Origin of the sequence: Enterobacter sp. V87_3, from assembly GCF_029967835.1 — a bacterium.
GTDB lineage: Bacteria > Pseudomonadota > Gammaproteobacteria > Enterobacterales > Enterobacteriaceae > Enterobacter > Enterobacter cancerogenus.
Genome location: NZ_JASCAM010000026.1, coordinates 102,564 through 127,833, shown reverse-complemented (window position 1 = coordinate 127,833; position 25,270 = coordinate 102,564). Strand labels below are relative to the sequence as shown.

Here is a 25,270-nt window from a genome sequence, read left to right as displayed (position 1 = left end):
GCTGTAGCCATAGTAAGAATAAGGATTGCCATTGGATGAGCGGCATTTTGCGTAAACCCGCGCCAGTTGGCAACCCATTAGAGAAAGAGGCCACATCTATTGTTAAACGTAAACGCCGATTTTATTTCGACGCAAACGGTTTCGTCGGCGCTCAGGATTCTCTATAATGACGCCCGTTTTCCCCCTTGCGCACACTGAAAGCGCCCCGGCGCTTCGAAGACGAGAGACTTATGATGGAAATTCTGCGTGGTTCGCCTGCACTGTCTGCCTTCCGTATCAACAAACTGCTGGCACGCTTTCAGGCAGCCAACCTTCCGGTAAGCAATATTTACGCTGAGTATGTCCATTTTGCTGATCTGAACGCCCCCCTGAATACAGAAGAGCGCGAGCAGCTGGAACGCCTGCTCAAGTATGGTCCAAGCCTGAGTAGCCACACGCCAACCGGCACACTGATCCTTGCTACCCCGCGTCCGGGCACCATCTCCCCCTGGTCTTCTAAAGCTACCGACATCGCTCACAACTGCGGTCTGAACCAGATTAACCGTCTGGAACGCGGCGTGGCGTACTATGTTGAAGCCTCTACCCTGACTGCGGAACAGTGGGAGACCGTAGCCGCAGAACTGCACGATCGCATGATGGAGAGCGTATTTACCTCTCTGGACGACGCGCAGAAGCTGTTCTCCCATCACCAGCCTGCGCCAGTGCAGAGCGTGGATCTGCTGGGGCAGGGCCGTCAGGCGCTGATTGACGCCAACCTGCGTCTCGGCCTGGCGCTGGCGGAAGACGAAATCGACTACCTGCACGATGCCTTTGTTAAGCTGAACCGCAATCCGAACGACATCGAGCTGTATATGTTCGCGCAGGCCAACTCTGAGCACTGCCGCCACAAGATTTTCAACGCCGACTGGATTATTGACGGCGAACAGCAGCCGAAGTCGCTGTTCAAAATGATTAAAAACACCATGGAGCACACCCCTGACCACGTACTGTCTGCCTATAAAGACAATGCCGCGGTGATGGAAGGCTCTGAGGTGGGCCGCTTCTTCGCCGATCGCGAAGCAGGGCGCTACGATTTCCATCAGGAACCTGCGCATATCCTGATGAAGGTAGAAACGCACAACCACCCGACGGCGATCTCTCCGTGGCCGGGCGCGGCAACGGGGTCCGGCGGTGAAATCCGTGACGAAGGCGCAACGGGCCGCGGTGCAAAACCGAAGGCGGGTCTGGTGGGCTTCTCGGTCTCTAACCTGCGTATTCCGGGCTTTGAACAGCCGTGGGAAGAAGACTTCGGCAAGCCGGAGCGCATCGTGACCGCGCTGGATATCATGACCGAAGGTCCGCTGGGCGGCGCGGCGTTTAACAACGAGTTTGGTCGTCCCGCGCTGAACGGCTATTTCCGTACCTACGAAGAGAAAGTGGACAGCCACAACGGCGAAGAGCTGCGCGGCTACCACAAGCCGATCATGCTGGCAGGCGGGATCGGTAACATTCGCGCCGATCACGTTCAGAAAGGTGAGATCGTGGTGGGCGCGAAGCTGATCGTCCTCGGCGGCCCGTCAATGAACATCGGTCTGGGCGGCGGAGCTGCTTCGTCAATGGCCTCCGGCCAGTCTGACGCCGATCTCGATTTCGCCTCCGTGCAGCGTGATAACCCTGAAATGGAGCGCCGCTGTCAGGAAGTGATCGACCGCTGCTGGCAGCTGGGCGACGCTAACCCGATCCTCTTTATTCACGACGTGGGCGCAGGCGGTCTGTCTAACGCCATGCCGGAGCTGGTGAGCGACGGTGGACGCGGCGGGCGCTTTAACCTGCGCGACATTCTGAACGATGAGCCAGGCATGAGCCCGCTGGAAATCTGGTGTAACGAATCCCAGGAGCGCTACGTGCTGGCCGTTGCCGCCGACCAGCTGCCGCTGTTTGACGAGCTGTGCCGCCGCGAGCGCGCCCCGTATGCCGTCATCGGTGAAGCGACGGAAGAACAGCACCTGAGCCTGAACGACACCCACTTCGATAATCAGCCTATCGATCTGCCGCTGGACGTGCTGCTCGGCAAAACGCCAAAAATGACCCGCGATGTCCAGACCCGTAAAGCCGCAGGTAAGGCGCTGGATCGTCAGGCAATCACCGTGGCTGACGCGGTCAACCGCGTGCTGCACCTGCCTGCCGTCGCGGAGAAGACGTTCCTGGTAACCATTGGTGACCGTACCGTCACCGGCATGGTGGCGCGTGACCAGATGGTTGGCCCGTGGCAGATCCCGGTGGCGAACTGTGCCGTAACCACCGCGAGCCTCGACAGCTACTACGGCGAAGCGATGGCGCTGGGTGAACGTACGCCGGTGGCGCTGCTGGACTTCGCCGCCTCTGCCCGTCTGGCGGTCGGTGAAGCGCTGACCAACATCGCCGCGACGCAGATCGGTGATATCAAACGGATCAAACTCTCCGCGAACTGGATGGCCGCAGCCGGACACCCGGGAGAAGATGCTGGCCTGTACGAAGCCGTGAAAGCGGTGGGTGAGGAGCTGTGTCCTGCGCTTGGCCTGACCATTCCGGTGGGTAAAGACTCTATGTCGATGAAAACCCGCTGGCAGGAAGGCAACGAGCAGCGCGAGATGACCTCCCCGCTGTCGCTGGTGATTACCGCCTTTGCCCGCGTGGAGGACGTGCGTCATACCGTGACGCCACAGCTCTCTACCGAAGACAACGCCCTGCTGCTGATTGACCTCGGCAAAGGGCAGAACGCGCTCGGTGCGACCGCGCTGGCGCAGGTGTATCGTCAGCTCGGCGACAAGCCGGCAGACGTGCGCGACGTCGCTCAGTTAAAAGGCTTCTACGATGCGATTCAGGCGCTGGTGGCGCAGCGTAAGCTGCTGGCCTACCACGACCGCTCTGATGGCGGCCTGCTGGTCACCCTGGCCGAGATGGCCTTCACCGGCCACTGCGGCGTTGAGGCGAACATCGCCTCGCTGGGGGATGACCGTCTGGCGGCGCTGTTCAATGAAGAGCTGGGCGCGGTGATTCAGGTGCGTGCGGCAGATCGCGACGCGGTTGACGCTGTTCTGGCGCAGCACGGTCTGGCTGACTGCGTGCATTATCTGGGTAAAGCCGTTCAGGGTGACCGCTTCGTGATTGAAGCAGACGGCCACGCGGTGTTCAGCGAAAGCCGTACCACTCTGCGTATGTGGTGGGCTGAAACCACCTGGCAGATGCAGCGCCTGCGCGACAACCCGGAATGTGCCGATCAGGAACACGAGGCCAAGGCCAACGACAACGATCCTGGCCTCAACGTGAAGCTCTCCTTCGACATCAACGACGACATTGCGGCACCGTACATTGCCACCGGCGCGCGTCCAAAAGTGGCGGTACTGCGCGAGCAGGGCGTTAACTCCCACGTTGAGATGGCGGCCGCCTTCCACCGTGCGGGCTTTGATGCCATTGACGTTCACATGAGCGACCTGCTGGCAGGGCGTACCGGTCTGGATGATTTCCAGGCGCTGGTGGCGTGCGGCGGTTTCTCCTACGGCGATGTGCTGGGCGCGGGTGAGGGCTGGGCGAAATCGATCCTCTTCAACAGCCGCGTGCGCGATGAGTTCGAGACCTTCTTCCACCGTCCGCAGACGCTGGCGCTGGGCGTGTGTAACGGCTGCCAGATGATGTCTAACCTGCGCGAGCTTATCCCGGGCAGCGAAGCCTGGCCGCGCTTCGTGCGTAACCGCTCTGACCGCTTCGAAGCGCGTTTCAGCCTGGTGGAAGTCACGCAAAGCCCGTCACTTCTGCTGCAGGGAATGGTCGGGTCACAGATGCCCATTGCGGTTTCTCACGGCGAAGGTCAGGTCGAAGTGCGTGATGCCGCGCACCTGGCGCAGCTTGAAAGCAAAGGCCTGGTGGCGCTGCGCTTTGTCGATAACCTCGGTAAGGTAACCGAAACGTACCCGGCTAACCCGAACGGTTCGGCAAACGGGATCACCGCTGTGACCAGCGAAAGCGGTCGGGCGACGATTATGATGCCGCACCCTGAGCGCGTGTTCCGTACCGTGAGCAACTCCTGGCACCCGGAAAACTGGGGCGAGGACAGCCCGTGGATGCGCATCTTCCGCAACGCACGTAAACAGTTGGGGTAAGTTTCCCGCGCAGAATAAAGCCTCCGTCAGGAGGCTTTTTTTTGGTGTCGGGAAATCGAGACAAACCCCTATACTGGTTGTCGCCAGATGGCGACACTTAACATGTTGATTTTTATAGTGGTAACCAGGTTGCGGTTAAGGTGTTGCTAATTAACGACACTTAGCTGCAAAATCGTTCACGTCATAATGAATTCAGTTAACGCATAAAACGTTAAATATCATCAAGATAAATTATTTATTTGCAAGTTGGCACAGATGTTGCATAATAATAGTCAGTGGCTCATTCACCCTCTTATGTCAGCCCCTTCGGGACGTGCTACATAAACTTCGAATGACGCACAAAAAGGTGCCTGCCGTCCAACTACTGATCATAGCGATGCTTTATCAGGACAGGGCGAAACGTCGAGTTAGGCACCGCCTCATTTCATGACAAAGCCGGGTTTTTACCCGGCTTTGTTGTATCTGACGGTCAGTCTCAGTTACGCTCTCATCAAACCCACATTAAGAGAGTAATGTGTTGAAACGCTGGCCCGCTTTCCCCCGTTCCCTGCGACAGCTCGTTATGATGGCGTTCTTGCTGATCCTGCTGCCACTGCTGGTGCTGGCATGGCAGGCGTGGCAAAGCCTGAATGCCCTGAGCGCGCAGGCGGCATTAACCAACCGCACCACGCTCATTGACGCCAGGCGCAGTGAGGCAATGACCAATGCCGCGCTGGAGATGGAGCGCAGCTATCGCCAGTATTGCGTTCTCGACGACAGCACGCTGGAGAAGGTCTATCAGAACCAGCGTAAGCGCTACAGCGAAATGCTGGATGCCCATGCGGGCGTACTGCCAGATGATAAACTCTACCAGGCATTGCGCCAGGATCTGAACAGCCTTGCCCAGCTCCAGTGTAAAAACAGTGGCCCGGATGAAGCCGCCGCGGCGCGTCTTGAAGCCTTTGCCAACGCCAATACCGAAATGGTGCAGACCACGCGAACGGTGATTTTCTCGCGCGGACAGCAGCTGCAGCAGGAGATTGCCGAGCGCGGGCAGTTCTTTGGCTGGCAGGCGTTAATACTCTTTCTCGTTAGCCTCGCGCTGGTGGTGTTGTTCACGCGCATGATCATCGGCCCGGTGAAGGGCATCCAGCGGATGATTAACCGGCTGGGGGAGGGGAAGTCCCTGGGTGACACGGTGGCCTTTAAAGGACCGCGCGAGCTGCGCTCCGTGGGGCAGCGTATCATCTGGCTTTCGGAGCGCCTGGCGTGGCTCGAATCTCAGCGCCATCAGTTTTTGCGCCACATCTCCCATGAGCTTAAAACCCCGCTTGCCAGCATGCGCGAAGGCACAGAACTGCTGGCGGATGAGGTGGCAGGGCCGTTGACCTCTGAGCAGAAAGAGATTGTCGAGATACTGGACGCCAGCAGCCGCAATTTGCAAAAGCTTATTGAGCAACTGCTGGACTATAACCGCAAGCTGGCGGATGGTGTGGTGGTGCTGGAGAAGGTTGAGATTGAGCCGCTGGTGGATATGGTGATTTCTGCCCATAGCCTGCCCGCAAGGGCTAAAATGATGCATACCGCTGTGGCGCTCGACGAGCCGGCTTGTCTGGCCGAACCGATGCTGCTGATGAGCGTGCTGGATAATCTTTATTCCAATGCGGTGCACTATGGTACTGAATCCGGTAACATTTATATCAGAAGCTATACGAACGGTTCTCGGGTGTTTATTGACGTAGCGAATACGGGCACCCCGATCCCGGATGACGAAAAAACAATGATATTTGAACCCTTCTTTCAGGGCAGTCATCAGCGGAAAGGTGCGGTAAAAGGAAGCGGTCTGGGGCTGAGTATTGCCCGCGACTGCATAAGACGTATGCAGGGTGAACTGAAGATCGTTAGCGATGCGCGATCGGACGTTTGCTTCCGTATTGAACTGCCTCTTGAGCCGGAAAAATCAATGAAATGAATCTAAGTCTGGTGAGTATGTCACACGTCTTTTTCCGCGCAATGCGCGCGGCGTTTTCCAGCAAACCATTACGCCTGGCCCTGCCATGTCTTTTACTGGCCGGCTGTGTCACCCATGCACCTAAGAGTGCCATCAGTGAAAAACAAGACGATAAATGGCCCGTCAACCAGCTGGCGAATTTCCTGACCACCCCGTGTGAAGGCATCTGGCAGTTATCGGGGCACGACGTCGAAACCAACCCGTTGTTCTGGCTGCGGGGGATCGACTGCGCGCAGCGTCTGGCGCCTGTAGACGCGCGTGCGCAGGCGGCCCTGTGGGGCGCAGAGACCTGGCAGGACAACTTTAAGCGCGCGATCCTGCTGGCAGATGCCAAAATCACGCCGGTTGAGCGCCGCGCGAATACCACGCGCCTCGATGCTCAGGCGATGAGTATTCCCTCTCAGGTGCGCCCGGTGTACCAGCTGTGGCGTGATGGACAGGCCCTGCAGCTGCAGCTCTCTGAGGAGCGCTCGCGCTACAGCAGGTTGCAACAAGCGACGGATGCCGAGTTAGATACCCTTCGCCAGCAGCAGGACGCGTTACGCGCGCAGCTTGATACCACGACCCGCAAGCTGGAAAATCTGACCGACATTGAAAGACAACTCTCAACGCGTAAGCCGACGGGCAGCTACCTGCCTGATGGCTCTAAAGGTAATCAACCTTCCGCGGTGCCTGAGGATCAGGAGAGCGACACGCCCAAACAAGAGGATGTGAGTCATGACAAGCCGTAAACCTGCCCATCTCCTGCTGGTGGATGACGATCCCGGGCTGTTAAAACTGCTGGGGATGCGTCTGGTCAGTGAAGGCTACACCGTGGTCACTGCCGAAAGCGGCCAGGAAGGGCTAAAAGTCCTCTCCCGCGAGAAGATCGATCTGGTCATCAGCGATTTACGGATGGACGAGATGGACGGCATGCAGCTGTTCGCCGAGATCCAGAAGCAGCAGCCGGGAATGCCGGTGATTATCCTCACCGCGCACGGCTCGATACCGGACGCTGTGGCCGCAACGCAGCAGGGGGTGTTCAGCTTCCTGACCAAACCGGTGGATAAAGACGCGCTGTATAAGGCCATCGACAGCGCGCTTGAACATGCCGCGCCTTCCGGTGATGAAACCTGGCGTGAATCCATCGTGACGCGCAGTCCTGTTATGCTGCGCCTGCTCGAACAGGCGCGGATGGTGGCGCAATCTGACGTCAGCGTTCTGATTAACGGCCAGAGCGGAACCGGGAAGGAGATCCTGGCGCAGGCGATCCACAACGCCAGTCCGCGCAGCAAAAATGCCTTTATTGCCATTAACTGCGGCGCGCTGCCGGAGCAACTGCTGGAATCCGAACTCTTTGGTCACGCGCGCGGTGCCTTTACCGGCGCGGTTAGCAGCCGGGAAGGGCTCTTCCAGGCTGCGGAAGGCGGCACGCTGTTTCTTGATGAGATTGGCGATATGCCCGCGCCGCTGCAGGTTAAACTGCTGCGCGTGCTGCAGGAACGCAAAGTTCGCCCGCTCGGCAGCAACCGGGATATCGACATCAACGTGCGCATCATCTCTGCAACCCACCGTGATTTGCCGAAGGTGATGGCGCGCAACGAGTTTCGCGAAGATCTCTATTATCGCCTGAACGTCGTGAACCTGAAAATTCCGGCGCTGGCCGAGCGAGCGGAAGATATCCCGCTGCTGGCGAACCATCTGCTGCGCCAGTCCGCCGATCGTCATAAACCTTTTGTGCGGGCCTTTTCCACCGATGCGATGAAACGTCTGATGACCGCAAGCTGGCCGGGCAACGTCCGTCAGCTGGTAAACGTCATTGAGCAGTGCGTGGCGTTGACATCGTCGCCGGTCATTAGCGATGCGCTGGTAGGGCAGGCGCTGGAAGGGGAAAACACGGCGCTGCCCACCTTCGCGGAAGCGCGCAATCAGTTCGAACTCAATTATCTGCGCAAGCTTTTGCAAATCACTAAAGGCAACGTGACCCACGCGGCGCGCATGGCCGGACGCAATCGTACCGAGTTCTACAAGCTGCTGTCACGCCACGAGCTGGAAGCGAACGATTTTAAAGAGTAGTACCGCAAAATCCGAACGAATATGATACTGTGAGCAATCGATTACGAGGCAGCTTACAGGCAAGAGTTTAAGGACCCACCATGAAAAAAATTGATGCGATTATTAAACCTTTCAAACTGGATGATGTACGTGAAGCGCTTGCAGAAGTGGGCATCACCGGGATGACAGTGACGGAAGTGAAAGGTTTTGGTCGTCAAAAAGGTCACACCGAGCTGTACCGTGGCGCAGAGTACATGGTGGACTTTCTGCCGAAAGTAAAAATTGAAATCGTGGTCAGCGACGACATCGTGGACACCTGCGTGGATACCATTATCCGCACGGCCCAGACGGGTAAAATCGGCGACGGCAAAATCTTCGTCTTTGACGTGGCGCGCGTGATCCGTATTCGTACCGGTGAAGAAGACGACGCGGCGATTTAACGTTGTTAATGGTTATGTAGGCCGGGTAAGGCGCAGCCGCCATCCGGCGAAAAAAAAAGCCCCTCGTTTGAGGGGCTTTTTGCGTTACAGCACCTTATGCGGCCCGAAACATTCGTAATGAATGTTGTCTTTATTGACGCCCAGGTCAACCAACTGCTTCGCGGCATACTGCATAAACGCTACCGGTCCACACACGTAGAACTGCATTTCCGGCGCGCTAAACGCCCCTTCATGCTGGCTCAAATTCATCAGACCTTCGCTGTCGAAACGTGCTGCCGCGCGGTCCGCATCCGTTGGCAGACGATACCAGGTGTGCGCCGTAAAGTGCGGCAGACCTGCTGCCAGCGCTGTCACTTCATCCGCAAAAGCATGCACATCACCGTTTTCTGCAGCGTGGAACCAGTTCACCTGCGCGCTGTGGTGAGATTTTGCAAGAGTATCCAGCATCGCCAGCATTGGCGTTTGACCCACACCCGCAGAGATCAGCGTAACCGGTACATTCGCCTCAACGGCCATAAAGAAATCGCCCGCCGGTGCGGCCAGATGCACCACGTCGCCCACTTTCGCTTCGTTATGCAGCCAGCTTGATACCTGGCCACCCTCTTCGCGTTTCACCGCAATACGGTAGCCTTTGCCGTTCGGCTTACGGGTAAGGGAGTACTGGCGGATCTCCTGATGCGGGAAACCGTCTGGCTTCAGCCACACGCCGAGATACTGGCCCGGCTGGTAATCTGCCACCGGCTGCCCGTCAACCGGCTCGAATTCAAAGCTGGTAATCAGCGCGCTGCGCGGCGTTTTTTCGACGATGCGGAACGCACGGGTGCCTTCCCAGCCGCCGTTTTTACTGGCGTTTTCGCTGTAGATCTCTGCTTCACGGTTGATAAACACGCCTGCCAGCACGCCGTAGGCTTTGCCCCAGGCGTCAAGCACCTCCTGGCCTGGGCTGAACATCTCGTCCAGTGTTGCCAGCAGATGAGCGCCAACAATGTTGTACTGCTCCGGTTTGATCTGGAAGCTGGTATGTTTCTGCGCGATTTTCTCTACCGCAGGCAGCAAGGCCGGCAGGTTTTCAATATTGCTGGCATAGGCGGCGATGGCGTTAAACAACGCTTCACGCTGATCGCCGTTGCGCTGGTTGCTCATGTTAAAAATCTCTTTGAGCTCCGGATTATGCGCGAACATGCGATCGTAGAAGTGGGCGGTAAGTTTAGGGCCGGTTTCGACCAGCAGGGGAATAGTAGCCTTAACGGTAGCGATGGTTTGAGCGTCTAACATAGCAACTTCCTTCATATGTTACTTTAATGATGTATTTTAGATGCATCTTATAAAAATAACCCTGTAATGTAAATGGTTCTTTGCATAGTGAAAAATATGCATCACAAAGCTGAAAAGAAATCCGCTGAAACGGACGACAGCTTTATTGCTCAAACCCTTGCGTGGTGCGCAGGAAAACGTTTGCGTAAAATCGTTTGTCAAGACCTGTTATCGAAGAACTATTCGGTTATACTGTTGCGCGTCGTCCAACAGGACTGCCTTTTCAGGCCAAAAATTTACTTGTTAGCTGAGTCAGGAGATGCGGATGTTAAAGCGTGAAATGAACATTGCCGATTATGATGCCGAACTGTGGCAGGCTATGGAGCAGGAAAAAGTACGTCAGGAAGAGCACATCGAACTGATCGCCTCCGAGAACTACACCAGCCCGCGCGTTATGCAGGCGCAGGGTTCTCAGCTGACCAACAAATATGCTGAAGGTTATCCGGGCAAGCGCTATTACGGCGGTTGCGAGTACGTTGATATCGTTGAGCAACTGGCGATTGACCGCGCAAAAGAGCTGTTTGGTGCTGACTACGCAAACGTCCAGCCACACTCCGGCTCTCAGGCTAACTTTGCAGTCTATACCGCGCTGCTGCAGCCGGGCGATACCGTTCTGGGTATGAACCTGGCGCAGGGCGGCCACCTGACTCACGGCTCCCCGGTTAACTTCTCTGGCAAACTGTACAACATCATTCCTTACGGTATTGATGAGTCCGGTAAAATTGACTACGAAGACATGGCGAAGCAGGCCAAAGAGCACAAGCCGAAGATGATTATCGGTGGCTTCTCCGCTTACTCCGGCGTGGTTGACTGGGCTAAAATGCGCGAAATCGCAGACAGCATCGGCGCTTACCTGTTCGTCGACATGGCGCACGTTGCCGGTCTGATTGCTGCAGGCGTCTATCCAAACCCGGTTCCACATGCGCACGTTGTCACCACCACCACCCACAAAACGCTGGCCGGCCCACGCGGTGGCCTGATCCTGGCGAAAGGTGGCGACGAAGATCTGTATAAGAAACTGAACTCAGCCGTGTTCCCAAGCGCACAGGGCGGCCCGCTGATGCACGTCATCGCGGCAAAAGCCGTGGCGCTGAAAGAAGCGATGGAGCCAGAGTTCAAAGTTTACCAGCAGCAGGTTGCTAAGAACGCTAAAGCGATGGTGGAAGTGTTCCTGAACCGTGGCTACAAAGTGGTTTCCGGCGGTACTGAAAACCACCTGTTCCTGCTGGATCTGGTTGATAAGAACCTGACCGGTAAAGAAGCTGACGCTGCCCTGGGCCGCGCCAACATCACCGTCAACAAAAACAGCGTACCAAACGATCCTAAGAGCCCGTTTGTGACGTCCGGTATCCGTATCGGCTCTCCGGCCGTCACGCGCCGTGGCTTCAAAGAAGCAGAAGTGAAAGAGCTGGCGGGCTGGATGTGCGACGTGCTGGACAACATCAATGACGAAGCGGTCATTGAGCGTGTTAAAGGTAAAGTGCTGGATATCTGTGCACGCTTCCCGGTGTACGCATAATCTTACTGCTTTGCAGACAGTATTAAGGCCGCGCTTGCGGCCTTTTTTTATGGGCTAACGTCGGTCGAGGGAGATTGCGCCCGGCCCGACAATCGCCAGCAAAAGAAACGCGCCCGCAATACTCACATTCTTGTAGAAGTTAATCATATTCGGCACAACCGCATCGCCGGTCATATTCCAGTAATGGTGGCCAATCACCGCTGTTCCCAGGGTGTAAAAAACATACAGTACGGCGAGAGGGCGGGTGAAAAAGCCCAGCACGATCACTATCGCGACGGGCACTTCCATGACCACCGCGATAACCGCCGCCAGCATCGGCATGGGGGCGCCAAGCGACGCCATATACTGCACGGTGCCGCTAAAGCCCGTCAGTTTTGGGAAGCCAAAAATAATAAACAACACAACGATGGCGATGCGGGCAACCAACAGCAACAGGTGGCGCGACTGACCAAAATCGAGGTAGCGAAGCGAGTTCATGGCAGAAATACCTCTGCAGAGGGGAGTCATTTAAACCTAATACAGATTTTCCTCCCTTGCCATAAGCCAGCCGACTGCACGGAATGTTAAATTTTCGTTAACTTATAGCAGGCTATCGACTTGCTTAATTTGCCTATTCTCGCCAGACTATGGCCTTCATTTCGGGAGGGATTCATGGTCTTGCATTCCACGCGCTGGCTGGCGCTCAGCTATTTTACCTACTTCTTTAGCTACGGCATTTTTCTGCCATTCTGGAGCGTCTGGCTCAAAGGGATCGGCCTGAGCCCCGAAACCATCGGCGTACTGCTGGGGGCAGGGCTGGTGGCGCGTTTCCTCGGTAGCCTGCTGATTGCGCCGCGCGTTAGCGATCCGTCTTTACTGATTAAAGCCGTACGCATACTCGCCTTGCTGACGCTGGTGTTTGTCGCCTGCTTCTGGGTCAGCCATCAGTTTGCCTGGCTGATGGTGGTGATGGTTGGCTTTAACCTGTTTTTCTCTCCCCTGGTTCCGCTGACGGATGCGCTGGCGAACACCTGGCAAAAACAGATCACCATGGACTATGGCCGCGTGCGGCTGTGGGGATCGATCGCCTTTGTGATTGGCTCTGCGCTGGTGGGGAAGCTGGTCAGCCTCTACGATTATCACGCGATCCTGGCGCTGCTGAGCATCGGGATTGCCTCGATGCTGCTGGGGATGCTGCTCCGCCCGTCCGTGATGCCGCAGGGTGAAAGCCGTCACCAGGAGAGCGCAGGCTGGCCCGCATGGCGCAGCCTGGTGGCACAAAGCTGGCGTTTCCTGGCCTGCGTATGCCTGCTTCAGGGGGCACACGCGGCTTATTATGGTTTCAGTGCCATCTACTGGCAGGGGGCGGGATACTCTGCGTCTGCGGTGGGCTACCTGTGGTCGCTGGGGGTGGTCGCCGAGGTCATTATCTTTGCGCTGAGTAAAAAACTGTTCAGCCGCTTTGGCGCGCGTGATTTGCTGTTGCTCTCCGCCATTTGCGGTGTGGCGCGCTGGGGTATCATGGGCTGGACCACCGAACTGCCGTGGCTCATTGTCGCGCAAATCCTGCACTGCGGTACCTTTACCGTCTGTCATCTGGCGGCGATGCGCTATATCGCGGCGCGCGAGGGCGGAGACGTTATTCGCCTGCAGGCGGTCTACTCTGCAGTCGCGATGGGCGGCAGTATTGCGATCATGACCGTCTTTGCGGGCTTTCTGTATCAGCACCTTGGGCACGGCGTGTTCTGGGTGATGGCGCTGGTCGCGCTGCCTGCCATCATCGTGCGTCCTAAGGTAACCGCCCGGGCTTAATGTTCCAGCATGGCGCGGATATGTTCTTGCTGCTGCGCGTTCAGTGTCTCTACGGCATGGATCAGCGGCGGCGAGAACAGCGGCAGAGCGGTAGAATAGGGCGTGATAACCAGCGCCGCTTCGCGCGGTGCGCCCTCTTTCTGAAAGCTCTGTAGCGTCAGGTAACGGATATTGAGCGGCAGCAGCGTGAGCTCGCGCAACTGCTGTTCGATATGCGCCTCGCACGCTTTATCTTCACCCGTCAGTAACACCACCTGTTTTTCGTGCAGGTCGGTCTCCTGCATCAGCCAGGCACCAAAAATCACCGCCACCAGGCTCATCTCTTCATCCGAGAACCGCAGCCCAAACTCGGCTTCCAGCTCATACAGCGCCTCTTTGGTGGTGCGCAACAGGCGTGGATAAAGCCGATGGATCTCCTCCGGCAGGCTATTGTCGATGCCAATCTCAAACAGGGAGCGGTCCAGCGCCTGCGCGAGATGGACATACAGCTGGTCGGTCAGCCCCTGTTCATCGCTGAAGTTCATGCCGGTTTGCGCCCGGAAACGGGCGACCATCCGCACAATCGCCCGGCGTAAACGCTGATCCTGCTGGTGTTTATCGAGCGCCGGGTCGGGGGTGCGCAGCATCATAAACAGCAGCGCGAGAAACAGCTGCTCATCGCCATGGGTGCCCTGCGGGACGCGCCGTTTCCAGTGGCGGACAATCTCCTGCGCCGTAAAATACTCCCCTCTCGACTGCGTCCAGCTGCGCTGAACCGGCGAAAACTGCGGAGTGTTGCCCCGATGGTGTTGAATCAGACAGTATTGCAGGTAGAGCTGTAAAAACTGAACGTCGCGGCACTCAAACTGACGCTGCAGCTTACGTGAGCAAAAGTTAATCAACGCCCGCAGGTTCGCATCATCATAAAGCGGTCGCGCGATACCCTGCTGTTTAAGCGCGGTTTTTAACGCGGGGGTAAACTGGTGCGAGACAAAATGCGGGCAAAGCCGGAGCGAGCGGCGCAGCCAGTGCAGCAAACATAAGCGCTGGTTAAGGGCGGAGCCTTCAAGCCGGTAGCAGCCGTCGTGGTGCGTAACAATATCCAGCCGGTGATAGCGCTGGATTTCATCGCGCGTCTCGGCTATATCTTGCCGTGCGATGGCGTCGTCCACCCCATTGGCAGCAATGATGCTCTGTGCGGTGACGGCAGCATCGGGCAGGTAAAGCATCAAAAGCACCTGGCAGCGGCGCTGCGAACTGGAAAGCACAGATGGAATTTCAAGCGTCGTCATCATCTGTCGGGTATCCAGTGTGAATGTAAGATAAGAATAGCTAAAGGATGGGCGCTGAAAAGCGCGCCGGCGGGCCTTTCACTCAGGATTGCGGGCGAACATCACAGAATTTTTGACGTGAGGAGATGATGCAAATAGTTAAACACAGCGCAATGGCGCTATTTTTGGCGGTTTTCACTTTCGGCGCCAGCGCACATCCTCACAGTTTTATCAGCCTGAAGACCGGGCTGGTGACGGACGGCACTCAGCTTAGCGGGCTGAAAATGCGCTGGACGATGGATGAAATCACCTCGGCAGACCTGCTGTACGATGCGGGCAACGCAAAGCCCGGGGATGAGGTCTGGAAAAAGCTGGCGGCGGAAGTGATGGCCAACGTCCTCGGGCAACACTACTTCACCGAGTTCTGGCACAACGGGCAAAAGGTGACGTTTCTGAACCGCCCGACGGAGTACGGCCTGGCGCGCGAGGGCCATCAGGCGGTGCTGACCTTCGTGCTCCCGCTGGCTCACCCTCAGCCGCTGGCCGGGCAGAAATACACCTTCTCCACCTTTGACCCGACCTATTACGTCGACATGCATTACGCGCAGGACAGCGACGTTGAGCTGCCCGCCGCCCTGCAAAAAAACTGCACGGTTGCGGTTCACACGCCAACGCCCAGCGATGAGATGCTGAACTTTGCGGTATCGCTCGATAAAGCCGATGCGCCGCCAGAGGATATGGAATTGGGCAAACAGTTTGCACAGCAGGTAACGTTACAGTGTCAGTGATCGCTTCTCCCACCCGAAAACCGCGCCGCTGGCTGCACCTCTGGCCGCTGGCGCTCTTTTTGCTGCTGGCCGTGTGCGGCATGTTGTGGCTGTGGCAGGCGTGGCCGCAGGTGATGATTAAAAGCATCGTCTGGCAGCGGGAGGTCAATCAGCAGATGAGCGGGCTGCTCAAGGCGGTGGCGGAAAACCCCACCAAAGCGGGCGGCTCCCTGCTGGCGTTTAGCTTTATCTACGGCGTACTGCATGCGCTGGGGCCGGGGCACGGCAAAATCGTGATCGCCACCTGGCTTGCCACGCATCCTTCTAAGCTCAAGTCGAGCATCGGCCTGACGCTGGCATCGTCGCTGCTGCAGGGCGGCGTGGCAATAGCGCTGGTCGTGGTGGTGCTTGCACTGTTACAGCTTCCTGCTCGCCAGCTGCACATGAGCAGCTTCTGGCTGGAGAAGGGGAGTTATGCGCTGGTGGGCGTGCTGGGGATGATCCTCTGCTGGCGGGCGCTGAAAAAACTGCGCGCGCTGTTACGCAAACCGACCTTCAAAGCCTTTACGCCCCACCATGTCCACGACGCGCACTGCGGCTGCGGGCATCAGCATCTGCCGACGCAGGAACAGTTACAGAACGGCGACGACTGGCGCGCGCGGCTGATGATTATTCTGTCTATGGGGATGCGCCCGTGTTCGGGGGCGATCATGGTGCTGCTGTTCAGCAAGGTAATCGGCGTATTCGGCTGGGGAATTCTCTCGGCCCTGGCGATGGCGGCGGGTACGTCACTGACGATCTCGTCCCTGGCGCTGCTGGTGCACAGCTTCCGCCGTCTGGCGGTAAAACTGAGCGGCAACAACACGCCGGTACTGTGGCGACAGATAGGATGGACAACCCTGGCGCTGGCGGGCGGGGTCATCTTGCTGGTGGCTGCGGTAACGATGTGGGTGAGTGCGGTGCCGGTGGGCAGGGGATTGAGGCCGTTTTAGTCAGGCGCGGTTTGATACCCTCTCCCACAGGGAGAGGGTATTGACCGATTAACGCTTCAGCGCGTCGCTCAGCTCATCGCGCATGTTTGCCAGCATGGCTTTCACGACGCGTGGGTTGCCCGCTACGATGTTGCCGGTAGACATGTAGTTATGGCCGCCGGTGAAATCACAGACAATTGCGCCTGCTTCACGTGCGATCAGCTCGCCCGCAGCAAAGTCCCATGGCTTCAGTGACAGTTCGAAATAGCCGTCAACGCGGCCGGTTGCCACATAGGCCAGATCCAGCGCCGCTGAACCGGTGCGACGGAAGTCAGCACATTCAGTGAACAGTTTGCCCAGGATATTCATATAGGTTGTTGCGTGCTGTTTCGCCTTGAACGGGAAACCGGTCGCCAGAATAGTGCCGTCCAGATCGCGAGCGTTGCTGCAACGCAGACGATAGCCGTTCAGCTGCGCGCCCTGACCGCGGGTAGCGGTGAACAGTTCGTTACGCATTGGATCGTAAACAACGGCGACTTCGGTACGGCCTTTAATGCGTACCGCGATAGACACAGAGAAGTGTGGCAGACGTTTGATGAAGTTGGTGGTGCCATCCAGTGGATCGATAACCCATTGAACATCCTGATCGGTACCTTCATGTTCACCGCTTTCTTCGGTGATGATGGTGTGCTGTGGGTAAGATTTGCGGATCGTTTCGATAATAATCGCTTCTGCGGCTTTATCGACGTTAGTCACGAAATCATTGCTGCCTTTCTGGCTGGTTTCTACGGAGTCGGGTGTTTCGTAGTGTTTGGCAATTACATTACCCGCCTTGCGCGCTGCGCGCACGGCGATGGTCAGCATCGGATGCATCGGTCTCTCTCACTGGATGTTAAAGAACAGGAAAATCGGCGCAGAGTATAGCAGCGGGATCGGATTATGTCTCTCGATTATGCTAATATGCCGGAATATTCTTCAGACACTGAATTCAGACACCTAAAAATTATGCTGCAAAACATTCGAATCGTGCTGGTCGAAACATCGCACACCGGCAATATGGGCTCTGTTGCCCGCGCTATGAAAACCATGGGCTTAACGAACCTGTGGCTGGTTAACCCGCTGGTCAAACCTGACTCTCAGGCCATCGCCCTGGCGGCGGGTGCCAGCGACGTGATCGGCAACGCGCAGATCGTCGATACCCTGGACGAAGCGCTTGCCGGGTGTAGCCTGGTGGTTGGCACCAGCGCGCGCTCCCGTACGCTGCCGTGGCCGATGCTGGACCCGCGTGAGTGCGGCCTGAAAAGCGTTTCAGAAGCCGGGCAGGCGCCGGTGGCGCTGGTATTTGGCCGTGAGCGCGTCGGTTTGACCAACGATGAACTGCAAAAATGCCATTACCACGTGGCGATTGCGGCGAACCCGGAATACAGCTCGCTGAACCTGGCGATGGCGGTACAGGTTATCGCCTATGAAGTCCGTATGGCGTGGCTGGCGACCCAGGAGAAAGCACGTACAGAGCCTCAGGAAGAGAACGCCTATCCGCTGGTGGACGATCTGGAACGTTTCTATGGTCACCTCGAGCAAACCCTGCTCTCCACCGGGTTTATCCGTCAGGACCACCCGGGCCAGGTGATGAACAAACTGCGCCGTCTGTTTACCCGTGCGCGCCCGGAAAGCCAGGAGCTGAACATCCTGCGCGGCATTCTGGCGTCGATTGAGCAGAAGAATAAATAGTGGTCGTCTGTTCGCCGGGTGGCGCTGCGCTTACCCGGCCTACCACGCATTCTCCCTCTCCCCGTGGGAGAGGGCTGGGTGAGGGCATCAGGCTGTACCCTTGTGATACGACACGGTTTTGTAGGTCGGGTAAGCGCAGCGCCACCCGACAAAAAACGGCACAGAAGGTTAAATACCTGACTAAAACAGTCAAGTAAATAGTTGACCAATTTAGTCAGGAATGTCAGACTTGGCCCTGCTATGCAATACCCCCATTTTACAATAAAAAACCCCGGGCAGGGGCGAGTTTGAGGTTAAGTAAGACATGAGACTGACATCTAAAGGGCGTTATGCCGTGACCGCGATGCTGGACGTTGCGCTCAACTCCGAAGCGGGCCCGGTTCCGTTGGCTGATATTTCTGAACGACAAGGGATTTCCCTCTCTTATCTGGAACAGCTGTTCTCCAGACTGCGTAAGAATGGCCTGGTTTCCAGCGTACGCGGCCCGGGCGGCGGTTATCTGCTGGGTAAAGACGCGGGCAGTATTGCGGTTGGCGAAGTGATCAGCGCGGTTGATGAATCCGTTGATGCGACCCGTTGCCAGGGTAAAGGCGGCTGCCAGGGCGGCGATAAGTGCCTGACCCACGCGCTGTGGCGCGATCTGAGCGACCGTCTGACCGGCTTCCTGAACAACATCACCCTCGGTGAACTGGTCAATAACCAGGAAGTTCTGGACGTGTCAGGTCGTCAGCATAGCCATGAATCACAACGCAGCACCCGCGCGCAAGACGCAATCGACGTCAAACTGCGCGCGTAATAAAACGATAAAGATTTCAGAATCAGGCCGGGGCATCGCGCCCCGTGTACTCGGTCGTACATCCAGCCGGTTGCCTGATTCCTTGCATTGAAGCGATGTACGGAGTTTATAGAGCAATGAAATTACCGATTTATCTCGACTACTCCGCAACCACGCCGGTGGACCCGCGTGTTGCCGAGAAAATGATGCAGTGTCTGACCCTGGACGGAAACTTTGGTAACCCAGCGTCCCGTTCACACCGTTTTGGCTGGCATGCTGAAGAGGCGGTTGATATCGCCCGTAATCAGATTGCTGACCTGGTCGGTGCCGATCCGCGTGAAATTGTTTTCACCTCCGGTGCGACCGAATCCGACAACCTGGCGATCAAAGGTGCCGCTAACTTTTATCAGAAAAAAGGCAAGCACATTATCACCAGCAAAACCGAACACAAAGCCGTGCTGGACACCTGTCGCCAGCTCGAGCGTGAAGGGTTTGACGTCACCTATCTTGCGCCGCAGAGCAACGGCATCATCGACCTGAAAGAACTCGAAGCGGCAATGCGCGACGACACCATTCTGGTCTCCATCATGCACGTTAACAACGAAATCGGCGTCGTGCAGGATATCGCCACCATCGGCGAAATGTGCCGTGCGCGCGGTATTATCTATCACGTTGATGCGACCCAGAGCGTGGGCAAACTGCCTATCGACCTGAGCCAGCTGAAAGTTGACCTGATGTCCTTCTCCGGCCACAAAATCTACGGTCCGAAAGGTATCGGTGCACTGTACGTGCGTCGTAAGCCACGTATCCGCATCGAAGCACAGATGCACGGCGGCGGTCACGAGCGCGGCATGCGTTCCGGCACCCTGCCTGTCCACCAGATCGTGGGCATGGGCGAAGCATATCGCATCGCGAAAGAAGAGATGGAAAGTGAGATGGCGCGTCTGCGCACGCTGCGTAACCGTCTGTGGGACGGCGTGAAAGATATGGAAGAAGTGTATCTGAACGGCGATCTCGAGCAGGGCGCACCGAACATCCTCAACGTCAGCTTCAACTATGTTGAAGGTGAATCGCTGATCATGGCGCTGAAGGACCTGGCCGTCTCTTCCGGTTCTGCCTGTACGTCTGCAAGCCTCGAGCCATCCTACGTGCTGCGCGCGCTGGGCATGACTGACGAGCTGGCACACAGCTCTATCCGTTTCTCTTTAGGTCGTTTCACTACCGAAGAAGAGATTGACTACACCATCAAGCTGGTTCGCAACTCCATCGGCCGTCTGCGCGACCTTTCTCCACTGTGGGAAATGTTCAAGCAGGGCGTGGATCTGAACAGCATTGAATGGTCACATCACTAATCGGTACATAAGGAGAATTCAATCATGGCATACAGCGAAAAAGTTATTGATCATTACGAGAACCCGCGCAACGTTGGCTCCTTTGACAACAGCGACGAGTCTGTCGGTAGCGGCATGGTCGGTGCACCGGCGTGTGGCGACGTGATGAAGTTGCAGATTAAAGTCAACAATGAAGGTATCATTGAAGACGCGCGCTTCAAGACCTACGGCTGCGGTTCTGCTATCGCGTCCAGCTCCCTGGTGACCGAATGGGTGAAGGGCAAGTCTCTGGACGAAGCACAGGCAATCAAGAACACGGACATTGCTGAAGAACTCGAACTGCCACCGGTGAAAATTCACTGTTCTATTCTGGCAGAAGACGCGATCAAAGCCGCCATTGCGGATTACAAAAGCAAACGTGAAGCAAAATAATTGAGGTTTGAGTATGTCGATTACCCTTAGCGACAGCGCTGCCGCGCGAGTAAGCTCTTTTCTGGCGAACCGTGGTAAAGGCTTTGGCCTGCGACTGGGCGTACGTACCTCCGGCTGTTCTGGTATGGCTTACGTACTGGAGTTTGTTGATGAACCGGCGTCTGACGACACCGTGTTTGAAGACAAGGGCGTGAAGGTGGTGGTCGATGGCAAAAGCCTGCAGTTCCTCAACGGCACTCAGCTGGACTTTGTAAAAGAAGGCCTGAATGAAGGGTTCAAATTCACGAACCCGAACGTTAAAGACGAGTGTGGTTGCGGCGAAAGCTTCCACGTTTAACCGCGTTCCGCTGTTATACCGATTAATTCGTGTTGCAGAAAGGCGGCAAGCGAGAGAATCCCCGGGAGCTTACTTAAGTAAGTGACCGGGGTGAACGAGTGCAGACAACGCATCTGCAGCGCGAAGTAAGAAGGTATAACCCCACCGTGGCTCTACCGCTACGCGTGGGGTTTGTTCTAACTGGCTACCCATGAGATTGTTATGGATTACTTCACTCTCTTCGGATTACCCGCTCAATACCCGATCGATCTGCAGGCCCTGACGATCCGTTTCCAGGATTTGCAGCGTCAGTACCACCCGGACAAATTTGCCAGCGGTACGCAGGCAGAGCAGCTGGCGGCGGTGTCACACTCTGCAACCATCAACCAGGCCTGGCAGACGCTGCGCCATCCGCTGGCGCGGGCAGAGTATCTGCTGTCGCTTCACGGTTTTGATCTCGCAAGTGAACAGCACACGGTACGCGACACGGCGTTTCTGATGGAACAGCTGGAACTGCGCGAAGAGCTGGATGAGATTGAACAGGCGAAAGACGAAGCGCGCCTGGAACGTTTTATCAAGCGCGTGAAGGGCATGTTTGATACCCGCCATCAGCAAATGGTGGAGCAACTGAACAACGAGACGTGGGATGTGGCGGCAGATACTGTGCGTAAACTCCGTTTTCTCGATAAACTGCGAAGCAGCGCTGAACAACTCGAAGAAAAGCTGCTCGATTTTTAATTTTCGGAAGCAATTATGGCCTTATTACAAATCAGTGAGCCGGGCTTAAGTGCCGCACCGCACCAGCGTCGTCTGGCGGTGGGGATCGACCTTGGCACCACCAATTCCCTCGTGGCGACCGTGCGCAGCGGCCAGGCGGAGACGCTGGCTGACGAGCAGGGCCGCCATCTGCTGCCTTCCGTGGTCCACTACCAGCAGCAGGGCCACGCGGTGGGCTTTGATGCCCGCGCAAACGCCGCGCGCGACCCGGCCAACACGATCAGCTCCGTGAAGCGCATGATGGGCCGTTCGCTGGCCGATATCCAGACCCGCTACCCGCATCTGCCGTATCAGTTACAGGCCAGTGAAAATGGTCTGCCGATGATCGCCACGGCGGCCGGTCTGCTTAACCCGATTCGTGTTTCTGCGGATATCCTCAAAGCGCTGGCGGCCCGTGCCACGGCGACGCTCGGCGGCGATCTGGACGGCGTGGTCATTACCGTGCCGGCCTATTTTGATGATGCACAGCGTCAGGGCACCAAAGACGCCGCGCGTCTGGCGGGCCTGCACGTGCTGCGCCTGCTGAACGAACCGACGGCGGCGGCGATTGCCTACGGCCTCGACTCCGGTCAGGAAGGGGTCATTGCGGTTTACGATCTGGGCGGCGGCACCTTTGATATTTCGATCCTGCGCCTGAGCCGCGGGGTGTTTGAAGTGCTGGCGACCGGCGGCGACTCTGCGCTGGGCGGCGATGACTTTGACCATCTGCTGGCGGACTACATCCGCGAGCAGGCGGGGATTGCCGATCGTAGCGATGCGCGCGTACAGCGTGAACTGCTGGATGCAGCCATCGACGCCAAAATCGCCCTGAGCGATGCGCAGACTGTTACCGTGAACGTGGCGGGCTGGCAGGGTGACATCACCCGGGACCAGTTCAACGATCTGATTGCTCCGCTGGTTAAACGCACGCTGCTGGCCTGCCGCCGCGCCTTGAAAGATGCGGGCGTTGAGGCAGACGAGGTGCTGGAAGTGGTCATGGTCGGCGGCTCTACCCGCGTACCGCTGGTGCGCGAACGCGTAGGCGAATTCTTTGGCCGCACGCCGCTCACCTCCATCGACCCGGACAAAGTGGTTGCCGTGGGTGCCGCTATTCAGGCCGATATTCTGGTTGGCAACAAGCCGGACAGCGAAATGCTGCTGCTGGACGTCATCCCGCTGTCGCTGGGATTAGAAACCATGGGCGGTCTGGTGGAGAAAGTCATTCCACGCAACACCACCATTCCGGTGGCGCGCGCGCAGGAATTTACCACGTTCAAAGACGGCCAGACCGCGATGTCCATCCACGTGATGCAGGGCGAACGCGAGCTGGTGCAGGACTGCCGTTCACTGGCACGCTTTGCGCTGCGCGGCATTCCGGCGCTGCCTGCGGGCGGGGCGCACATTCGCGTCACCTTCCAGGTCGATGCTGACGGTTTGCTTAGCGTCACGGCGATGGAAAAATCGACCGGCGTGGAGTCGTCCATCCAGGTGAAGCCGTCCTACGGCCTGACCGACGGCGAAATCGCCACCATGATTCAGGATTCAATGAGCTACGCCGAGCAGGATGTGAAGGCGCGTATGCTGGCTGAACAGAAAGTTGAAGCCGCACGCGTGCTGGAAAGCCTGAACGGTGCACTCACTGCCGATGCCGCGCTGCTCAGCGCCGCTGAGCGTCAGGTGATTGACGAGGCGGCTGCGCACTTAAGCGCCGTCGCCGAAGGCAATGACGCTGACGCAATAGAAGAAGCCATTAAAAACGTTGATAAACAAACCCAGGACTTCGCCGCACGCCGCATGGACAAATCTGTCCGCGTCGCGCTGAAAGGCCAGTCCGTGGACGAGGTTTAATATGCCAAAGATTGTTATTTTGCCTCATGCGGACCTCTGTCCGGATGGTGCAGTTCTGGAAGCGAAGACCGGTGAAACCATTCTCGATGTTGCCCTGCGTGCAGGTATCGAAGTGGAACACGCCTGTGAAAAATCCTGTGCGTGTACAACCTGTCACTGCGTCGTGCGTGAAGGTTTCGACTCTCTTGCCGAGAGTACCGAAGATGAAGACGACATGCTGGATAAAGCATGGGGCCTTGAGCCGGACAGCCGTTTAAGCTGCCAGGCGCAGGTTACCGATGAAGATCTGGTCGTGGAATTCCCACGTTACACCATCAACCACGCACGCGAGCACTAATATGGGACTGAAGTGGACTGACAGCCGTGAAATCGGCGAAGCGCTCTACGACGCAAACCCGGATCTCGATCCGAAAACCGTCCGATTCACCGACATGCATCAGTGGATCTGCGAGTTAGAGGATTTTGACGACGATCCCAGCGCATCCAATGAAAAAATTCTGGAGGCGATTCTGTTAGTCTGGTTAGATGAAGCAGAGTAAATCACTTAACGGGCTGCCTTCAGGCGGCCCGTTTGCTAATAAGGATAAATAAAATGACCGAAGCGATGAAGATTACGCTCTCCACTCAGCCTGCCGACGCGCGCTGGGGCGAGAAAGCCGCCTGGAGCATCACTCACGACGGCATCACCCTGCACCTTACCGGCAAAGATGACACCGGGCTGATTCAGCGCGCCGCGCGCAAAATCGACGGTCTGGGCATTAAGCACGTGACCCTTGACGGTGAAGGCTGGGATACCGACCGCAGTTGGGCATTCTGGGCGGGATACAAAGGCCCGAAAGGCACCCGCAAAATCGAGTGGGCGAGCCTCGACGAAGCCGGACAGAAAGAGCTGGAAAACCGCCTGAAAATTATCGACTGGGTGCGTGACACCATCAACGCACCGGCGGAAGAGCTCGGCCCTGAGCAGCTGGCGCAGCGCGCGGTTGACCTGCTGTGCGGCGTGGCGGGCGACAACATGTCCTACCGCATCACCAAAGGCGAAGATCTGCGCGAGCAGAATTATATGGGCATCCACACCGTGGGCCGTGGCTCTGAGCGCCCGCCGGTGCTGCTGGCGCTGGACTTCAACCCAACCGGTGATAAAGAAGCCCCGGTCTTCGCCTGCCTGGTGGGTAAAGGTATCACCTTCGATACCGGCGGTTACAGCCTGAAGCAGAGCGCGTTTATGGACTCCATGAAGTCCGACATGGGCGGCGCGGCAACCATTACCGGCGCGCTGGCCTTCGCCATCACCCGTGGTCTGAACAAACGCGTGAAGCTGTACCTGTGCTGCGCGGACAACATGGTCAGCGGCAACGCCTTCAAGCTGGGCGATATCATTCGCTACCGTAATGGCAAAAACGTCGAAGTAATGAACACCGATGCGGAAGGCCGCCTGGTACTGGCCGATGGCCTGATCGACGCCTCTGCCCAGAAGCCGGAGCTGATCATCGATATGGCAACCCTGACCGGTGCGGCGAAAACCGCCCTGGGCAACGATTACCATGCGCTGTTCAGCTTTGATGACAAGCTGGCGGCCCGCGTACTGGCGAGTGCCGCCGAAGAAAACGAGCCGTTCTGGCGTCTGCCGCTGGCCGAGTTCCACCGCAGCCAGCTGCCGTCGAACTTTGCCGAGCTGAACAACACCGCCAGCGCGGCCTACCCGGCCGGAGCAAGCACCGCCGCAGGCTTCCTGTCTCACTTTGTTGAGAACTATCAGGAAGGCTGGCTGCACATCGACTGCTCGGCCACCTACCGTAAAGCGGCGGTTGAACAGTGGTCTGCGGGTGCGACCGGCCTGGGCGTGCGTACCATTGCGAACCTGCTGACGGCAGAGTAAGGCTCTTT

Annotated in this window: 23 protein-coding genes; 19 read left to right on the top strand and 4 right to left on the bottom strand. The window is 57.3% G+C overall.

The annotated features are described in order from the left end of the window. Nucleotides 1-230: 230 nt before the first annotated feature. The 5 genes from purL to glnB all read left to right on the top strand — a co-directional run bounded on the left by purL (nt 231) and on the right by glnB (nt 8,582). The gene (gene purL, locus QLG21_RS16105) at nt 231-4,118 is read left to right on the top strand and encodes a phosphoribosylformylglycinamidine synthase (protein WP_282484786.1); all 3,888 of its coding nucleotides are present in this window, start codon (nt 231-233) and stop codon (nt 4,116-4,118) included. A gap of 517 nt (nt 4,119-4,635) precedes the next feature. Next, nucleotides 4,636-6,069, top strand: coding sequence for a two component system sensor histidine kinase QseE/GlrK (gene qseE / locus QLG21_RS16100; protein ID WP_171007403.1), 1,434 nt, complete (start codon nt 4,636-4,638; stop codon nt 6,067-6,069). Continuing rightward, the gene (qseG, locus tag QLG21_RS16095; RefSeq protein ID WP_006176706.1) at nt 6,066-6,839 is read left to right on the top strand and encodes a two-component system QseEF-associated lipoprotein QseG; all 774 of its coding nucleotides are present in this window, start codon (nt 6,066-6,068) and stop codon (nt 6,837-6,839) included. The genes qseE and qseG overlap by 4 nt, the downstream gene beginning before the upstream one ends. After that, nucleotides 6,826-8,163, top strand: a complete 1,338-nt coding sequence (gene glrR / locus QLG21_RS16090) for a two-component system response regulator GlrR (protein ID WP_006176705.1) — start codon at nt 6,826-6,828, stop codon at nt 8,161-8,163. Before qseG ends, glrR begins: the two co-directional genes overlap by 14 nt. A gap of 80 nt (nt 8,164-8,243) precedes the next feature. Then, entirely contained in the window at nt 8,244-8,582 is a 339-nt protein-coding gene (glnB, locus tag QLG21_RS16085) for a nitrogen regulatory protein P-II (RefSeq protein WP_003860685.1), read from the top strand. Between the two features lie 84 nt (nt 8,583-8,666). Here the strand turns inward: glnB and hmpA are convergent, their stop codons facing one another. Then, complete coding sequence (gene hmpA / locus QLG21_RS16080) at nt 8,667-9,857, bottom strand: NO-inducible flavohemoprotein (RefSeq protein ID WP_282484785.1); 1,191 nt, start codon at nt 9,855-9,857, stop codon at nt 8,667-8,669. Between the two features lie 304 nt (nt 9,858-10,161). On the opposite strand from hmpA, the gene glyA reads away from it, so the two are divergent. After that, nucleotides 10,162-11,415 carry a serine hydroxymethyltransferase gene (glyA, locus tag QLG21_RS16075; protein ID WP_045783563.1) on the top strand — a complete coding sequence of 418 codons (1,254 nt, stop codon included), beginning with the start codon at nt 10,162-10,164 and terminating at the stop codon, nt 11,413-11,415. A 54-nt stretch (nt 11,416-11,469) separates the two neighbouring features. Here the strand turns inward: glyA and QLG21_RS16070 are convergent, their stop codons facing one another. Continuing rightward, a complete protein-coding gene (locus QLG21_RS16070) occupies nt 11,470-11,892 on the bottom strand; it encodes a DoxX family protein (RefSeq protein WP_282484784.1) in 423 nt (140 codons plus the stop codon). Between the two features lie 174 nt (nt 11,893-12,066). Between QLG21_RS16070 and QLG21_RS16065 the strand changes: the two genes are divergently transcribed. Next, the gene (locus QLG21_RS16065) at nt 12,067-13,206 is read left to right on the top strand and encodes a 3-phenylpropionate MFS transporter (protein ID WP_137849510.1); all 1,140 of its coding nucleotides are present in this window, start codon (nt 12,067-12,069) and stop codon (nt 13,204-13,206) included. Here QLG21_RS16065 and csiE read toward each other — a convergent pair. Next, nucleotides 13,203-14,480: a stationary phase inducible protein CsiE gene (csiE, locus tag QLG21_RS16060; RefSeq protein ID WP_282484783.1), complete on the bottom strand. Its 1,278-nt coding sequence runs from the start codon at nt 14,478-14,480 to the stop codon at nt 13,203-13,205. The genes QLG21_RS16065 and csiE overlap by 4 nt on opposite strands. Nucleotides 14,481-14,605: 125 nt before the next feature. On the opposite strand from csiE, the gene QLG21_RS16055 reads away from it, so the two are divergent. Further along, nucleotides 14,606-15,244, top strand: a complete 639-nt coding sequence (locus tag QLG21_RS16055; protein WP_042320432.1) for a DUF1007 family protein — start codon at nt 14,606-14,608, stop codon at nt 15,242-15,244. Beyond that, entirely contained in the window at nt 15,235-16,215 is a 981-nt protein-coding gene (locus QLG21_RS16050) for a nickel/cobalt transporter (protein ID WP_282484782.1), read from the top strand. The genes QLG21_RS16055 and QLG21_RS16050 overlap by 10 nt, the downstream gene beginning before the upstream one ends. 48 nt (nt 16,216-16,263) lie before the next feature. Here QLG21_RS16050 and suhB read toward each other — a convergent pair whose 3' ends face one another. After that, nucleotides 16,264-17,067 carry an inositol-1-monophosphatase gene (gene suhB / locus QLG21_RS16045; protein WP_058610314.1) on the bottom strand — a complete coding sequence of 268 codons (804 nt, stop codon included), beginning with the start codon at nt 17,065-17,067 and terminating at the stop codon, nt 16,264-16,266. Between the two features lie 132 nt (nt 17,068-17,199). Here suhB and trmJ point away from each other — a divergent pair, with 132 nt between their 5' ends. From trmJ to pepB, 10 genes are all read left to right on the top strand, one after another. Next, the gene (gene trmJ / locus QLG21_RS16040) at nt 17,200-17,925 is read left to right on the top strand and encodes a tRNA (cytosine(32)/uridine(32)-2'-O)-methyltransferase TrmJ (RefSeq protein WP_202562262.1); all 726 of its coding nucleotides are present in this window, start codon (nt 17,200-17,202) and stop codon (nt 17,923-17,925) included. A 304-nt stretch (nt 17,926-18,229) separates the two neighbouring features. Continuing rightward, nucleotides 18,230-18,721: a Fe-S cluster assembly transcriptional regulator IscR gene (gene iscR / locus QLG21_RS16035; protein WP_006176693.1), complete on the top strand. Its 492-nt coding sequence runs from the start codon at nt 18,230-18,232 to the stop codon at nt 18,719-18,721. Between the two features lie 116 nt (nt 18,722-18,837). Next, nucleotides 18,838-20,052, top strand: a complete 1,215-nt coding sequence (gene iscS / locus QLG21_RS16030; RefSeq protein ID WP_058610313.1) for a cysteine desulfurase — start codon at nt 18,838-18,840, stop codon at nt 20,050-20,052. A 24-nt stretch (nt 20,053-20,076) separates the two neighbouring features. Further along, on the top strand, nt 20,077-20,463 hold the full coding sequence (gene iscU / locus QLG21_RS16025; protein ID WP_003860661.1) for a Fe-S cluster assembly scaffold IscU: 387 nt from the start codon (nt 20,077-20,079) through the stop codon (nt 20,461-20,463). A 13-nt stretch (nt 20,464-20,476) separates the two neighbouring features. Continuing rightward, nucleotides 20,477-20,800 carry an iron-sulfur cluster assembly protein IscA gene (gene iscA / locus QLG21_RS16020; protein WP_003860659.1) on the top strand — a complete coding sequence of 108 codons (324 nt, stop codon included), beginning with the start codon at nt 20,477-20,479 and terminating at the stop codon, nt 20,798-20,800. Nucleotides 20,801-21,001: 201 nt separating this feature from the next. Then, nucleotides 21,002-21,517 carry a co-chaperone HscB gene (gene hscB / locus QLG21_RS16015; protein ID WP_006176689.1) on the top strand — a complete coding sequence of 172 codons (516 nt, stop codon included), beginning with the start codon at nt 21,002-21,004 and terminating at the stop codon, nt 21,515-21,517. A 15-nt stretch (nt 21,518-21,532) separates the two neighbouring features. Then, nucleotides 21,533-23,383 carry a Fe-S protein assembly chaperone HscA gene (gene hscA, locus QLG21_RS16010; RefSeq protein WP_006176687.1) on the top strand — a complete coding sequence of 617 codons (1,851 nt, stop codon included), beginning with the start codon at nt 21,533-21,535 and terminating at the stop codon, nt 23,381-23,383. A 1-nt stretch (nt 23,384) separates the two neighbouring features. Next, nucleotides 23,385-23,720: an ISC system 2Fe-2S type ferredoxin gene (gene fdx / locus QLG21_RS16005; RefSeq protein ID WP_006176686.1), complete on the top strand. Its 336-nt coding sequence runs from the start codon at nt 23,385-23,387 to the stop codon at nt 23,718-23,720. A 1-nt stretch (nt 23,721) separates the two neighbouring features. After that, complete coding sequence (gene iscX / locus QLG21_RS16000; protein WP_006176685.1) at nt 23,722-23,922, top strand: Fe-S cluster assembly protein IscX; 201 nt, start codon at nt 23,722-23,724, stop codon at nt 23,920-23,922. A 53-nt stretch (nt 23,923-23,975) separates the two neighbouring features. Beyond that, complete coding sequence (pepB, locus tag QLG21_RS15995; protein ID WP_006176684.1) at nt 23,976-25,262, top strand: aminopeptidase PepB; 1,287 nt, start codon at nt 23,976-23,978, stop codon at nt 25,260-25,262. Nucleotides 25,263-25,270: the final 8 nt, after the last annotated feature.